Raw genomic sequence first — 12,283 nt, 5'->3', positions numbered from 1 at the left:
CTAGTTTCGGTTACGGGTGACTTTTATCACGTCCGGCATCACGCGGATTTTGCGCATGATATTCGCCAGATGCACGCGGTCACGCGCGGTGAGGCGAATAAAGGCGCTATAGACGCGACCATCCTTTTCTTCCGTATTCAGACTCTGAATATTGGAGGTCGTCGTGTTGATTGCCGCCGTCAGGTTGGCCAGCGCCCCCTGGTGGTTAAACATATCCACCTTAATTTCGGTGATGAACTCCTGCTCCGTCTCTTTGTCCCATTCCACAGCCATAAACTTCTCTGGCTCTTTCTGGTAACCACGGATGTTGCGGCAGGATTCATGGTGGATAACTAACCCTTTACCTGGGCTGACGTGCGCAATGATCGGGTCGCCTGGAATCGGGCGGCAGCACTTCGCAAAGGTGATCAGCACGCCATCCGCGCCTTTAATCGGCAAATGCCCATGATTGGACTGCGTTGTGGCAGGTGCTGCGGCTTCGCCTTGCTGAAGATTTTTCGCCACCACCACGCTCATCGCATTGCCCAGACCAATTTCCGCCAGCAGATCGTCCAGCGTTGCGAGCTTCATTCGCTCCAGTTCGCGCTGGATATTCTCCTGCGGGATTTCAGCCAGTTTACGGCTGCCGCCGAGGGCATGGTTGAGCAGACGGCGCCCCAGGCTGACGGAATCATCACGCTTGAGGTTCTTCAGCAACTGGCGAATTTTGGCGCGAGCTTTTGAGCTGACGACAAAGTTAAGCCATGCCGCATTCGGGCGTGCGCCAGGGGCGGTAATAATTTCGACGGTCTGACCGCTGGTAAGCGGCTGTGACAGTGGGTATGGCTGCCTGTCGACGCGCGCGCCTACGCAGGCATGACCGATATCGGTATGTACGGCATAGGCGAAGTCGACCGGCGTGGCACCGGCAGGCAGCTCAACAATGCGCCCTTCCGGTGTGAAAACGTAAATCTCATCCGGGAAGAGATCGGATTTAACGCTCTCGATAAATTCAAACGAGCTACCGGCGCTCTGTTGCAGCTCCAGCAGGCTTTGCATCCAGCGCTGAGCGCGGATTTGCGCGGTGGTGCTGGTTTCACCGTGCTCTTTATAAGCCCAGTGCGCCGCAACCCCCATTTCCGCCATCTGGTCCATGTCTTCGGTACGGATCTGTACCTCAACCGGAACGCCGTGCGGGCCGATCATCGAAGTGTGTAAAGACTGATAGCCGTTCGCTTTTGGAATGGCGATATAGTCTTTTACGCGCCCCGGACGCGGCTTATACAGGCTGTGCATCTGGCCGAGTACGCGATAGCAGGTATCGGCATCATGTACGATCACGCGAAAGGCGTAGATGTCCATGATGGAGTGAAAACGCTGCTCTTTGAGCACCATTTTGCAGTAGATAGAGTACAAATGCTTTTCACGCCCGCTCACGCGACACGGAATGCCTGCTTCCTGCAAACGTCCTTCGATCTCAGAGAGGATTTTTTGAATCATCTCTTTGCGGTTGCCGCGAGCGGCTTTTACCACTTCTTTAATCACGCGATAGCGGTTTGGGTACAGCGCTTCAAAACCCAGCTCTTCCAGCTCGGTTTTAATGTGATGAATACCTAAACGGTGCGCCAGCGGACTGTAGATCTCAAGGGTTTCACGGGCGATGCGGCGACGTTTATCCGGGCGTAATGAGCCCAGCGTGCGCATGTTGTGAGTGCGGTCGGCAAGTTTGATGAGAATGACGCGGATATCCTGCACCATCGCCATAATCATCTTGCGAAAGTTTTCAGCCTGCGCTTCTTTCTTATCGCGGAACTTAAGCTTATCAAGCTTGGATACCCCTTCTACCAGCTCTGCAACGCTTTTACCAAAAAGCTGTTCCATGTCCTGGTAGGTCGCAGGAGTATCTTCAATCACGTCATGCAGCAGCGCAGCCATCAGCGTTTCATAGTCGAGTTTCATCTCGGCCAGAATACAGGCTACCGCAACCGGGTGCGTGATATAGGGTTCACCGCTTGAACGTGTCTGACCCTCGTGAGCGTCACGTGCAACGAGATACGCCTGCTGAAGACGTTTTATCTGGTCTTCAGGCAGGTAGTTTTGAATCAGTTGATTCAGGCTTTCAAACAGATACAAGGGCGACCCGCTTTGTGATTAACGACGGCCTTCAGCAATAGCGGTAACGGCTTGTAATTCAGCGGCTTCCTGCTCTTGCTGTTCCTGGCGCTCACGGACGTCGAGGATCTGGTTGTTGATCAGACCTTCTTCGATTTCGCGCAGCGCGATTACGGTAGTTTTATCGTTTTCTTCCGGTACAAGCGGATCCTTGCCGCCTACCTGCATCTGACGAGCGCGACGCGCGGCGACCAGTACCAGGTCAAAACGGTTACCAATTTTCTCTACAGCGTCCTGAACAGTTACGCGTGCCATATTTAAAATGCTCCACAGGTGAAGAAATGACTGGGCATAATACTGAAAGTGGGTTCAGTCTGCCAACAGTTTGCTGATTAAAGCGTCATGACGCTGCTTTTGGCGGCTCATGCGCAGACGTTCGGCGCGAATAATGGTTTTCAGATCGCCCAGGGCGGTGTCGAAATCATCATTCACAATAAGGTAATCATATTCGGCGTAATGGCTCATTTCTGCAACAGCTTGCGCCATACGTTTTGCGATTACTTCTTCGCTATCCTGACCGCGCCCGCGAAGGCGGCGGTCCAGCTCAATTTTGGACGGCGGTAAAATAAAGATACTGCGCGCTTGCGGCATCTTCTCACGAATTTGCTGTGCGCCCTGCCAGTCGATATCCAGAAAAACATCCACACCCGTTGCCAGCACTTGCTCAATGGTTTCACGCGATGTGCCGTAATAGTTACCAAACACTTCAGCGTGCTCCAGAAACGCATCTCTGCCAATCATGGTTTTGAACTCATGATGATCGACAAAGAAATAATGCTCGCCATGCACTTCACCCGGACGCGGTGCGCGCGTGGTGTGTGAAACAGAAACCTGGGTGTCATACAACGGTTGGGTTTTTAACAACGCCTGAATCAGGCTGGATTTACCCGCGCCACTGGGGGCAGAAACAATATAAAGCGTGCCTTGAGCCATGAGTATCTTATGTATGTGATTATCGAAAGAGAGCCTACATACGAGCTTATTATACACGTCGCCGCTATGTGACGTAGCCTTTGTCACACTTTTTGCGTCAGTTTATTGCGTTTTGCGTACCTGTTTCCTGATTTACCGTGTAGTTACTGCAATCAATGAAAATGTCTGGAAGCGTGTTCGCACGATCGCTTTTTGCCTCTCGGTTTTGATGACGCCCCGCGTTATACCTGGCCCGCAATCTACAGCGGAGGTACTGATGAGAAGAGGGAAAAGTATCGTGCTGAGTCTGTTGCTGTGGCATTTCCCGGTATGGGCGGCTTGCCCTGACTGGTCGCCAGCCAGAGCGAATGACGAAATCGCCCGGCTACAGCAGCAGCTCGCCCAGTGGAACGACAGTTACTGGCAGCAGGGGGTTAGTGCGGTAGACGATAGTGTTTACGATCAGCTCAGCGCGCAATTGGTGCAGTGGCAACGCTGCTTTGGCGGTGATACCGGGGCAGAACTGGCGCCGCCAGTGAGCGGCTCATTGCCCCATCCTGTTCCGCATACGGGTGTGCGAAAGCTTGCGGACAAACAGGCGGTGCAGCAGTGGATGCGTAAGCGCAGCGATTTGTGGGTGCAACCGAAAGTGGATGGAGTGGCGGTTACTCTCGTATACCGGGATGGGCGCCTGGTCAGCGCGATTAGTCGGGGGAACGGGCTTAAAGGCGAGGACTGGACGCAGAAGGTGCGTTTAATACCCGCAGTACCGCAAAGCACAAAAGGCGCGCTTGCCAATAGCACGTTGCAGGGTGAGATTTTTTTGCTGCACGACAACCATATTCAGCGACAAATGGGAGGAATGAATGCCCGCTCGAAGGTCGCCGGAATGATGATGCGCCAGAATAACACCTCGTCGCTCCAGTCGCTGTCTGTTTTCATCTGGGCATGGCCTGATGGCCCGGCAACGATGCCTGAGCGCTTGCGTCAACTGTCCGGGGCAGGATTTGGCTTTGCACAACAATATTCTCAACCGGTGAAAAGCGCTGATGATGTTGAACGTGTGCGTACAGCATGGTGGACAACGGGATTACCGTTCGTTACTGATGGAGTCGTGGTAAGAACGGGTAAAGAACCTGAGGCCAGACACTGGATGCCCGGTCAGGGTGACTGGCTGGTTGCCTGGAAGTATCCTCCGGTCGCGAAAGTGGCTGAAGTCACCGGGGTTCAGTTCGCTGTCGGCAAGAGCGGGAAAATCTCGGTTGTGGCGTCGCTTGCGCCAGTGATGCTGGATGATAAACGGGTGAAGCGCGTAAATGTAGGGTCTGTCAGGCGCTGGGAGGAGTGGGACATTGCGCCAGGTGACCACATTCTTGTCAGCCTTGCCGGACAGGGGATTCCGCGTATTGATAAGGTTGTCTGGCGTAGCACTCAACGGGATAAGCCCGCACCGCCGGGGAATCGCTATAACGCATTAACCTGTTTTTATGCGACTGAGGTATGCCAGGAGCAGTTCATCGCCAGGCTGGTCTGGCTGGGGTCGAAGGAGGCGCTGGAGGTTGACGGGATGGGGGAAGCAGGATGGCGTGTGCTTCACCAGGCGCATCGTTTCGAGCATATTTTCTCCTGGCTCGCGTTAACGCAGGAACAACTACAGGCGACACCTGGGTTTAGTAAAGAAAAAAGCAAGCAATTGTGGCATCAGTTTAACCTGGTGCGGCATCGGCCATTTATCCGCTGGGTGATGGCGATGGGCATACCGTTAACGCAGGGGGCGCTTAAGGCCAACGGCGATCGTTCATGGGGGCAGTTACTGGCACGCACGGCAGAATACTGGCAACAGCTTCCGACGACAGGGGAGGGGCGCGCCAGGCGGGTCATCCAGTGGCGGGATAACCCGGAAATACGGGCGTTGGGCAACTGGCTGGCTGCCCGGCATATTAACGGCTTTAGCCCTTAGTGACCTTCGTGGCGATAGTAAAACACCGGCAGGCCAAGTTTGAGACGCAGCGCCAGCAAGCGAGCGGTAAAGCCAAAAACCAGCGTGGAGATAACCACGACGTCTTGGTTGGATACGTAGTGTTGTAGCGCGATGTACAACACGGCAGACGCAAAGGAAACACCAGCATACAGCTCTTTCTGGAAGACCAGCGGAATACGTTTGCAGAACATGTCACGCAATACGCCGCCAAATACGCCGGTAATGACAGCCGCCACAATAGCGATGACCGGGCTATGCCCCATATCCAGCGCAACCTGAGCGCCGATAATAGAAAAGACCACTAAGCCCAGCGCATCAAGTACAAGGAACAGTTTGCGTAGGTAAGGCATTACAGGGGCGACGATCGTCGTCAGAACCGCAGCAGAAGCGACAATAATCACGTACTCAGGGTGCTGTACCCAACCGAGCGGATAGTGACCGAGCAGAATATCGCGTACGGAACCGCCGCCAATTGCTGTCGCGGTGGCAATGATAATAACGCCAAATGTATCCATGCGGCGTCGACCCGCAGCGAGCGCCCCGGTCATGGCTTCGGCAGTAATGCCAATTAAGTAGAGAACGTGTAACAGCATGTCTTCCCCCTGGTTTACTGAGGGCAAAGACTAACGATTTGTGCGTAATATCACGATTGAGATTTTCTAAGGTGAAGCAATTTTGATAACTATAGTTTATGCGGATATTGCGATTAATCCGCTATTTATGCGCTATTCATTTTTAATGGATTAGAAAATGAATAAGAAAAAGTAATCCGAAAGTGGCGAGGGCAGTACGGAGTGTAAAGGAAGCACGTAGCGCCATCGCATCGCGACGGGCTACGTGGGAATGAGGTTTACTCGATATTCTGTATTTGCTCGCGCATTTGCTCGATCAATACTTTCAGCTCAATTGCAGAATTGGTGACATCAGCATTGATGGATTTGGAGGCCAGCGTGTTCGACTCGCGGTTGAACTCCTGCATCATAAAGTCCAGACGACGGCCAACCGCCTCTTTTTTCTTCAGGATGTTGTAGGTTTCTTTGACGTGCGCGTCCAGACGATCCAGCTCTTCCGCCACGTCAATGCGCTGTGCCATCAGCACCAGCTCTTGCTCCAGACGGTTATTTTCCAGTTGTACCTGTGCGTCTTCCAGTTTTGCTACCAGACGTTCGCGCTGCCATTGCAGGATTTCCGGCATATGGGCACGGACTTTCACTACCTCAGCGCTGACGCCTTCCAGACGCTGCTCAATCAGCGCTTTCAAAGCCTGACCTTCGGTTTCCCGGGCGACAATGAAGTCATCCAGCGTCCCGTCCAGCGCGGCGAGGATCTCTGCGGCAATCGCGTCCAGATCCTGTTCCTGGGCGGCCATGACGCCCGGCCAACGCAGGATATCTACCGGGTTGATTTCCCCTTCATCGCTCTGCATTTTGACCCAGTTCGCGGAGGCAACGAGCTGCTTTGCCAGCTTCTCATTCAGAATGAGTTCGCCTTGCGCGCTGGCATCGGGTTCAAAGCGTAAAGTACATTCGATTTTTCCGCGCGTCAGGCGTGTACGAATGCGTTCGCGTACAACAGGTTCAAGGCTACGGAACTGTTCCGGCAGACGAAAATACGTTTCCAGATAACGCTGGTTTACCGAGCGCATTTCCCAGGTAGCGCTACCCCATTCACCCTTGATTTCACGCCGGGCGTAGGCGGTCATACTGCGGATCATAGACGTTCCTGTTTTTAAAGGAGAGATGGAAGGATTATAGCCATCCATGCCTTGTCAGGATAGGAATAACCGCCGGAAGTCCGTATAATGCGCAGCCACATTCGTTTCAAGCCGGAGATCTCAATATGCGTCCAGCAGGCCGTAGCGCTAATCAGGTGCGTCCCGTAACCCTGACCCGTAACTATACAAAACACGCTGAAGGCTCGGTGCTGGTCGAATTTGGAGATACCAAAGTGCTGTGCACGGCATCCATCGAAGAAGGCGTACCGCGCTTTTTGAAAGGGCAGGGCCAGGGGTGGATCACCGCAGAATATGGCATGTTGCCACGCGCTACGCATACCCGTAACGCGCGTGAAGCGGCGAAAGGCAAGCAGGGCGGCCGCACGATGGAAATCCAGCGTCTGATCGCCCGCGCGCTGCGCGCTGCTGTCGATCTTAAAACGCTTGGCGAGTTTACTATCACTCTGGATTGCGATGTGATCCAGGCGGACGGCGGTACGCGTACTGCATCTATCTCCGGGGCTTGTGTTGCGCTGGCCGATGCGCTGAACAAGCTGGTCGCGAACGGTAAGCTGAAAACCAACCCGATGAAAGGGATGGTGGCTGCGGTTTCCGTCGGCATCGTGAATGGTGAAGCGCTCTGCGATCTGGAGTACGTTGAAGACTCCGCGGCTGAAACCGATATGAACGTGGTAATGACCGAAGACGGTCGAATTATTGAAGTGCAGGGAACGGCAGAAGGCGAGCCGTTCAGTCACGAAGAACTCCTTACCTTGTTGGCATTAGCCCGAGGGGGAATCGAATCCATTGTAGCGACGCAGAAAGCGGCGTTAGAAAATTGATTTTAAGGCGACCAGCGAGTCGCCTTTTTTTTGTCTGTAATAAAGTGAAATGAGGAGCGAATCCATGAAACCGTATCAGCGCCAGTTTATTGAGTTTGCGCTTAACAAGCAGGTACTAAAGTTTGGTGAATTTACGCTGAAATCCGGGCGCAAAAGCCCCTATTTCTTCAACGCCGGGCTGTTTAATACCGGGCGCGATCTGGCTCTGCTGGGACGTTTTTATGCCGAAGCGTTGGTGGATTCGGGTATCGATTTCGATCTGCTGTTTGGTCCGGCCTATAAAGGTATCCCGATTGCGACGACCACCGCTGTTGCACTGGCGGAACACCATGACAAAGACCTGCCGTACTGCTTTAACCGTAAGGAAGCCAAAGACCACGGTGAAGGCGGAAGTCTGGTCGGGAGTCCATTACAGGGACGCGTGATGCTGGTGGATGATGTGATCACTGCGGGTACTGCAATTCGTGAATCGATGGAGATTATCCAGGCGAATGGCGCAAGTCTGGCGGGGGTGCTGATTTCTTTGGATCGTCAGGAGCGTGGCCGTGGCGAGATTTCCGCGATTCAGGAAGTTGAACGCGATTACGGGTGTCAGGTGATCTCGATTATCACGCTGAAAGACCTGATTGCGTATCTGGAAGAGAAACCAGAGATGGCGGAACATCTGGCGGCAGTGCGCGCGTATCGGGAAGCGTACGGGGTTTAAGTGAATTGCCCGGCGGCGTAGCGCTTACCGGGCCTGTAAGGCCGGATAAGGCATCGCCGCCATCCGGCTACGCTGTTACTGCAATTGCGCAGCAACCAACGGCCAGCGGGCGTCGAAATCGTCCGTTGGGCGGTATTTGAACTCGCTGCGTACAAAGCGGGACAACATCCCTTCACAAAACGCCAGCAACTGACTTGCCAGCAGGGTTTCATCCGTGGCGTACCCTTCGCCTTCGCGCATTCTTTTTTCCCGCAGAACCTGACGCAGCTGCGCTTCAATGCGCTCAAACAGCTGGTTAATCCGTCCTTGCAGGCGATCTTGTTCAAACATTAACGCATGACCGGTGAGGATACGCGTCAGGCCTGGGTTGCGTTCGCCGAAGCCCAGAATCAACAACACAATTAAACGCAGACGCGCGCTGGTGTCTTTCTCATCTTTTAAGATCAGATTGATACGGGTAATCAGACTGTCTTCGATAAACTCAATCAGACTATCGAACATGCGAGTCTTACTGGGAAAATGGCGATACAGCGCCGCTTCAGAAACGCCGACGGAGGCTGCCAGTTTCGCTGTTGTGATGCGTTGGCTTCCATCGCTGGATTCCAGCATCAGCGCCAGAGACTGAAGTATTTCTTCGCGACGATTCCTTTTCGCAGTTTGTTTTTCTGCCATGTTACAAAATACCCCTGAAAATAAGCACTTGCCAGGCGAGCATCCACACTATGACCGCAAACTCAGCGTTTGCGGCGATGTTATGTCGTTATCAGGATGCGTAAATGTCTTACTTGCGACCAGAATGGCCGAAGCCGCCTTCACCACGGTCGGTGGCTTCAAACTCTTCCACCAGATTAAATTCGGCCTGTACAACTGGTACGAAAACCATCTGAGCAATACGTTCGCCCGGCTCAATGGTAAAGCTGTCCTGGCCACGGTTCCAGATGGAAACCATCAACTGACCCTGATAGTCAGAGTCGATCAGGCCGACCAGATTGCCGAGCACAATACCATGCTTATGGCCCAGGCCGGAACGTGGCAGCATTACCGCTGCCAGAGACGGATCGGCAATATGAATCGCCAGACCGGTCGGCACCAGCGTCGTTGCGCCAGGCGCCAGTTCTACGGCGTCATCGAGACAGGCGCGCAGGTCAAGTCCGGCGGAGCCGGAGGTGGCATAAGTTGGAAGCGGAAATTGCTGCCCAACGCGCGGGTCCAGAATCTTAACGTCGATTTTTTTCATCATAACGGGTCACGATCTCGTCGAGTAATAATTGGCCCAGGAGCGCTTTCCGTTCGAGCGGTAAGGCTTTATCTCCATCCTGCCAGAAAAGGTGTAATGCGTTGCTGTCGCTATTAAATCCTTGAGTTGAAAGCGAAACATCGTTCGCGCAGATCAGATCAAGGTTTTTGCGGATACGTTTTTGCCGGGCGTATTCTTCCACATTATTTGTTTCCGCGGCAAACCCAACGACATAAGGCCGCTTGTCTTTGAGTGCGGCGACCCCGGCGACAATATCAGGGTTCTTGACCATTTTTACTGTTAATTCATCGCCCTGCGTCGCCTGTTTCTTAATTTTTTCACTGGCGACGGCGGCTGCACGGTAATCAGCAACCGCAGCACAGCCGATGAAAATATGCTGCTTCTGAACCGCAGCCTGGACTGCCGCTTCCATTTCCAGCGCGGTCATCACATCAATGCGCTGAACAAAAGGTGGCGTGGGCAGCGCAACGGGGCCGGAAACCAGCGTGACGTTGGCGCCGCGTCGTGCGGCGGCGGCGGCAATGGCAAATCCCATCTTACCGGAGCTGTGGTTAGAGATATAACGCACCGGATCGAGCGGCTCGCGCGTCGGGCCCGCCGTAATCATGATGTTGAGATGTTGCAGATCGTTGACAGGAGAGAAATGTGCTGCCGCCATATCCACAATGGTCAACGGGTCGAGCATGCGTCCTGGCCCCACGTCTCCACACGCCTGGCTGCCGCTGTCCGGCCCCCAGATAAGCATTTCGCGTGACGCGAGTACATCCAGATTATGTTGCGTGGCGGCGGCGCGATACATTTGCTGGTTCATGGCCGGAAGTACGGCAATCGGGGCGGATGTCGCCAGACAAATCGTTGAAACCAGATCGTTGGCCATACCGGCAGCAACGCGAGCGATCAGATCTGCCGTGGCTGGCGCGAGGATAACTAAATCCGCCCATTTCCCCAGCTCAATATGGCCCATCGCGGCTTCTGCGGCAGGGTCAAGCAGACTGTCAGAAACGGGATAACCCGACACCGCCTGTAGGCTCAGGGGCGTGATAAAGGCTTTTGCCGCTTCGGTCATCGCCACGCGGACGTCGGCGCCGCGTTCGCGTAAACGACGCACCAGTTCAGGGGCTTTATAGGCAGCAATGCCGCCGCTCACGCCGAGAACGATTTTTTTGCCAGCCAGGCTCATCATGATCTTTCCTGTTGGATTGCACCAGAAGGCGGACATTTTATCACAATCCTGAATCCCGTCGTGCAGTTGCCCGTAATTCACTTTGCGAGGCGCTACGCAGGAGTGAAATACGGGCGTCGATTCACCCCAGGAGCTATGCCACCATGAGGCGTGCTTAAGGAGGTGAACGTATGGATGCGCCGGAACGTTTAATGCCCCGGGAAAAAATGTTGAAGTCAGGAATTGGTTCGCTGACGGATGTTGAACTGCTGGCGCTCTTTTTACGTACAGGAGTGCCAGGAAAAGATGTGATGGCTCTGGCGCATGAAACGCTGCAACGCAGTGGGTCGCTCTATGGGTTGCTGTCTGCGGATTTCGCGCAATTTCGCGGTACAGGTATCGGTATCGCTAAGTATGCGCAGCTTAAGGGGATTGCCGAACTGGCAAGGCGCTATTACAAGGCGCGCATGATGAAGGAAAACGCGTTGTTGAGCCCGGAAATGACGCGTGAGTTTCTGCAAAGCCAGTTGACGGGGGAAGAGCGGGAGATCTTCCTGGTGATCTTTCTGGATGCCCGGCACCGGGTGATTAAACACAGCCGTCTTTTTTCCGGCACGCTGAATCATGTCGAGGTGCATCCGCGCGAGATTATCCGCGAGGCGATAAAATTAAATGCTTCTGCGGTGATCCTTGCGCATAATCACCCCTCGGGGTGTGCAGAACCGAGCAAAGCGGATAAACTCATCACCGAACGTGTCGTAAAATGTTGTCAGTTCATGGATATACGAGTACTGGATCACCTTGTGATTGGGCGCGGAGAGTACGTTTCTTTTGCCGAACGTGGTTGGATTTAGAACACTTCGCGCGATCCATCGGGATCTTTGTCTGTTCGGGACTTGAGCACATCGCTTACACAGCGTATACTACGCCACCTTTGAGAATCTCGGGTTTGGCATTTGGGCCTGGCAATCGAGAGTTCACAATGAACTGCGATAACCAGGCTGAGAAGCCTGACGAGGCGCCAATACCCCATACGAAGCTCGAGCTAATTTGATTTTTGGAGAATAGACATGTCCCGAGTCTGCCAAGTTACTGGCAAGCGTCCGGTGACCGGTAACAACCGTTCCCACGCACTGAACGCGACTAAACGCCGTTTCCTGCCTAACCTGCACTCTCACCGTTTCTGGGTTGAGAGCGAGAAGCGTTTTGTCACCCTGCGTGTATCTGCTAAAGGTATGCGTGTAATTGATAAGAAAGGCATCGAAACAGTTCTGTCCGAACTGCGTGCCCGTGGCGAAAAGTACTAAGTACTTAGAGGAAATAAATCATGGCTAAAGGTATTCGTGAGAAAATCAAGCTGGTTTCTTCTGCTGGTACTGGTCACTTCTATACCACCACGAAGAACAAACGTACTAAGCCGGAAAAACTGGAACTGAAAAAGTTCGATCCAGTTGTCCGTCAGCACGTTATCTACAAAGAAGCGAAAATCAAATAATTCTCGCTTTGATGTAGTGAAAAACCTCGCTTCGGCGGGGTTTTTTGTTTTCTGGCCGTCCC

General features: G+C 53.6%; 14 protein-coding genes. 6 read left to right on the top strand and 8 right to left on the bottom strand.

Annotation, left to right across the window (positions count from 1 at the left end; genetic code table 11):
* The 3 genes from spoT to gmk are packed head-to-tail and all read right to left on the bottom strand — an operon-like array spanning position 1 to position 3,084.
* Positions 1–2,112, bottom strand: a complete 2,112-nt coding sequence (spoT, locus tag CKO_RS21760; protein ID WP_012135784.1) for a bifunctional GTP diphosphokinase/guanosine-3',5'-bis pyrophosphate 3'-pyrophosphohydrolase — start codon at positions 2,110–2,112, stop codon at positions 1–3.
* 18 nt (positions 2,113–2,130) lie between these two features.
* Complete coding sequence (gene rpoZ / locus CKO_RS21755) at positions 2,131–2,406, bottom strand: DNA-directed RNA polymerase subunit omega (protein WP_000135058.1); 276 nt, start codon at positions 2,404–2,406, stop codon at positions 2,131–2,133.
* A 54-nt stretch (positions 2,407–2,460) separates the two neighbouring features.
* Entirely contained in the window at positions 2,461–3,084 is a 624-nt protein-coding gene (gene gmk / locus CKO_RS21750; protein ID WP_012135783.1) for a guanylate kinase, read from the bottom strand.
* 256 nt (positions 3,085–3,340) lie between these two features.
* Here gmk and ligB point away from each other — a divergent pair, with 256 nt between their 5' ends.
* Positions 3,341–5,023 (top strand): NAD-dependent DNA ligase LigB, encoded by a 1,683-nt coding sequence (gene ligB, locus CKO_RS21745; RefSeq protein WP_024131064.1) that lies wholly within the window; start codon positions 3,341–3,343, stop codon positions 5,021–5,023.
* Here ligB and CKO_RS21740 read toward each other — a convergent pair.
* Both CKO_RS21740 and CKO_RS21735 read right to left on the bottom strand, forming a co-directional pair.
* Positions 5,020–5,637 (bottom strand): trimeric intracellular cation channel family protein, encoded by a 618-nt coding sequence (locus CKO_RS21740; protein WP_012135781.1) that lies wholly within the window; start codon positions 5,635–5,637, stop codon positions 5,020–5,022. The two genes, ligB and CKO_RS21740, sit on opposite strands and share 4 nt — an antisense overlap.
* Positions 5,638–5,894: 257 nt before the next feature.
* On the bottom strand, positions 5,895–6,758 hold the full coding sequence (locus CKO_RS21735) for a YicC/YloC family endoribonuclease (protein WP_012135780.1): 864 nt from the start codon (positions 6,756–6,758) through the stop codon (positions 5,895–5,897).
* Between the two features lie 125 nt (positions 6,759–6,883).
* On the opposite strand from CKO_RS21735, the gene rph reads away from it, so the two are divergent.
* Together rph and pyrE are read left to right on the top strand one after the other, a co-directional pair.
* Positions 6,884–7,600, top strand: a complete 717-nt coding sequence (gene rph, locus CKO_RS21730; RefSeq protein ID WP_012135779.1) for a ribonuclease PH — start codon at positions 6,884–6,886, stop codon at positions 7,598–7,600.
* Positions 7,601–7,664: 64 nt separating this feature from the next.
* A complete protein-coding gene (gene pyrE / locus CKO_RS21725) occupies positions 7,665–8,306 on the top strand; it encodes an orotate phosphoribosyltransferase (RefSeq protein WP_024131063.1) in 642 nt (213 codons plus the stop codon).
* Positions 8,307–8,381: 75 nt separating this feature from the next.
* Here pyrE and slmA read toward each other — a convergent pair whose 3' ends face one another.
* The 3 genes from slmA to coaBC all read right to left on the bottom strand — a co-directional run bounded on the left by slmA (position 8,382) and on the right by coaBC (position 10,744).
* The gene (gene slmA / locus CKO_RS21720; RefSeq protein WP_012135776.1) at positions 8,382–8,978 is read right to left on the bottom strand and encodes a nucleoid occlusion factor SlmA; all 597 of its coding nucleotides are present in this window, start codon (positions 8,976–8,978) and stop codon (positions 8,382–8,384) included.
* 109 nt (positions 8,979–9,087) lie between these two features.
* The gene (gene dut / locus CKO_RS21715; RefSeq protein ID WP_006687626.1) at positions 9,088–9,546 is read right to left on the bottom strand and encodes a dUTP diphosphatase; all 459 of its coding nucleotides are present in this window, start codon (positions 9,544–9,546) and stop codon (positions 9,088–9,090) included.
* A complete protein-coding gene (gene coaBC / locus CKO_RS21710) occupies positions 9,524–10,744 on the bottom strand; it encodes a bifunctional phosphopantothenoylcysteine decarboxylase/phosphopantothenate--cysteine ligase CoaBC (protein WP_024131062.1) in 1,221 nt (406 codons plus the stop codon). The genes dut and coaBC overlap by 23 nt, the downstream gene beginning before the upstream one ends.
* 173 nt (positions 10,745–10,917) lie before the next feature.
* Between coaBC and radC the strand changes: the two genes are divergently transcribed.
* From radC to rpmG, 3 genes are all read left to right on the top strand, one after another.
* On the top strand, positions 10,918–11,580 hold the full coding sequence (gene radC / locus CKO_RS21705; protein WP_012135774.1) for a RadC family protein: 663 nt from the start codon (positions 10,918–10,920) through the stop codon (positions 11,578–11,580).
* A gap of 216 nt (positions 11,581–11,796) precedes the next feature.
* The gene (rpmB, locus tag CKO_RS21700) at positions 11,797–12,033 is read left to right on the top strand and encodes a 50S ribosomal protein L28 (protein ID WP_003024071.1); all 237 of its coding nucleotides are present in this window, start codon (positions 11,797–11,799) and stop codon (positions 12,031–12,033) included.
* Between the two features lie 20 nt (positions 12,034–12,053).
* Positions 12,054–12,221 carry a 50S ribosomal protein L33 gene (rpmG, locus tag CKO_RS21695; RefSeq protein ID WP_001051798.1) on the top strand — a complete coding sequence of 56 codons (168 nt, stop codon included), beginning with the start codon at positions 12,054–12,056 and terminating at the stop codon, positions 12,219–12,221.
* Positions 12,222–12,283: the final 62 nt, after the last annotated feature.

Source organism: Citrobacter koseri ATCC BAA-895 (genome assembly GCF_000018045.1).
Lineage (GTDB): Bacteria > Pseudomonadota > Gammaproteobacteria > Enterobacterales > Enterobacteriaceae > Citrobacter_B > Citrobacter_B koseri.
Note: the sequence above shows the minus strand (reverse complement) of the source record. Positions and strands in the feature narration are given on the sequence as shown.

Excerpts from the sequence above, each read along its gene's own strand:
- rpoZ (WP_000135058.1), bottom strand. The coding sequence starts at position 2,406 with ATGGCACGCGTAACTGTTCAGGACGCTGTAGAGAAAATTGGTAACCGT.
- gmk (WP_012135783.1), bottom strand. The coding sequence starts at position 3,084 with ATGGCTCAAGGCACGCTTTATATTGTTTCTGCCCCCAGTGGCGCGGGT.
- ligB (WP_024131064.1), top strand. The coding sequence starts at position 3,341 with ATGAGAAGAGGGAAAAGTATCGTGCTGAGTCTGTTGCTGTGGCATTTC.
- CKO_RS21740 (WP_012135781.1), bottom strand. The coding sequence starts at position 5,637 with ATGCTGTTACACGTTCTCTACTTAATTGGCATTACTGCCGAAGCCATG.
- CKO_RS21735 (WP_012135780.1), bottom strand. The coding sequence starts at position 6,758 with ATGATCCGCAGTATGACCGCCTACGCCCGGCGTGAAATCAAGGGTGAA.
- rph (WP_012135779.1), top strand. The coding sequence starts at position 6,884 with ATGCGTCCAGCAGGCCGTAGCGCTAATCAGGTGCGTCCCGTAACCCTG.
- pyrE (WP_024131063.1), top strand. The coding sequence starts at position 7,665 with ATGAAACCGTATCAGCGCCAGTTTATTGAGTTTGCGCTTAACAAGCAG.
- slmA (WP_012135776.1), bottom strand. The coding sequence starts at position 8,978 with ATGGCAGAAAAACAAACTGCGAAAAGGAATCGTCGCGAAGAAATACTT.
- dut (WP_006687626.1), bottom strand. The coding sequence starts at position 9,546 with ATGATGAAAAAAATCGACGTTAAGATTCTGGACCCGCGCGTTGGGCAG.
- coaBC (WP_024131062.1), bottom strand. The coding sequence starts at position 10,744 with ATGAGCCTGGCTGGCAAAAAAATCGTTCTCGGCGTGAGCGGCGGCATT.
- radC (WP_012135774.1), top strand. The coding sequence starts at position 10,918 with ATGGATGCGCCGGAACGTTTAATGCCCCGGGAAAAAATGTTGAAGTCA.
- rpmB (WP_003024071.1), top strand. The coding sequence starts at position 11,797 with ATGTCCCGAGTCTGCCAAGTTACTGGCAAGCGTCCGGTGACCGGTAAC.
- rpmG (WP_001051798.1), top strand. The coding sequence starts at position 12,054 with ATGGCTAAAGGTATTCGTGAGAAAATCAAGCTGGTTTCTTCTGCTGGT.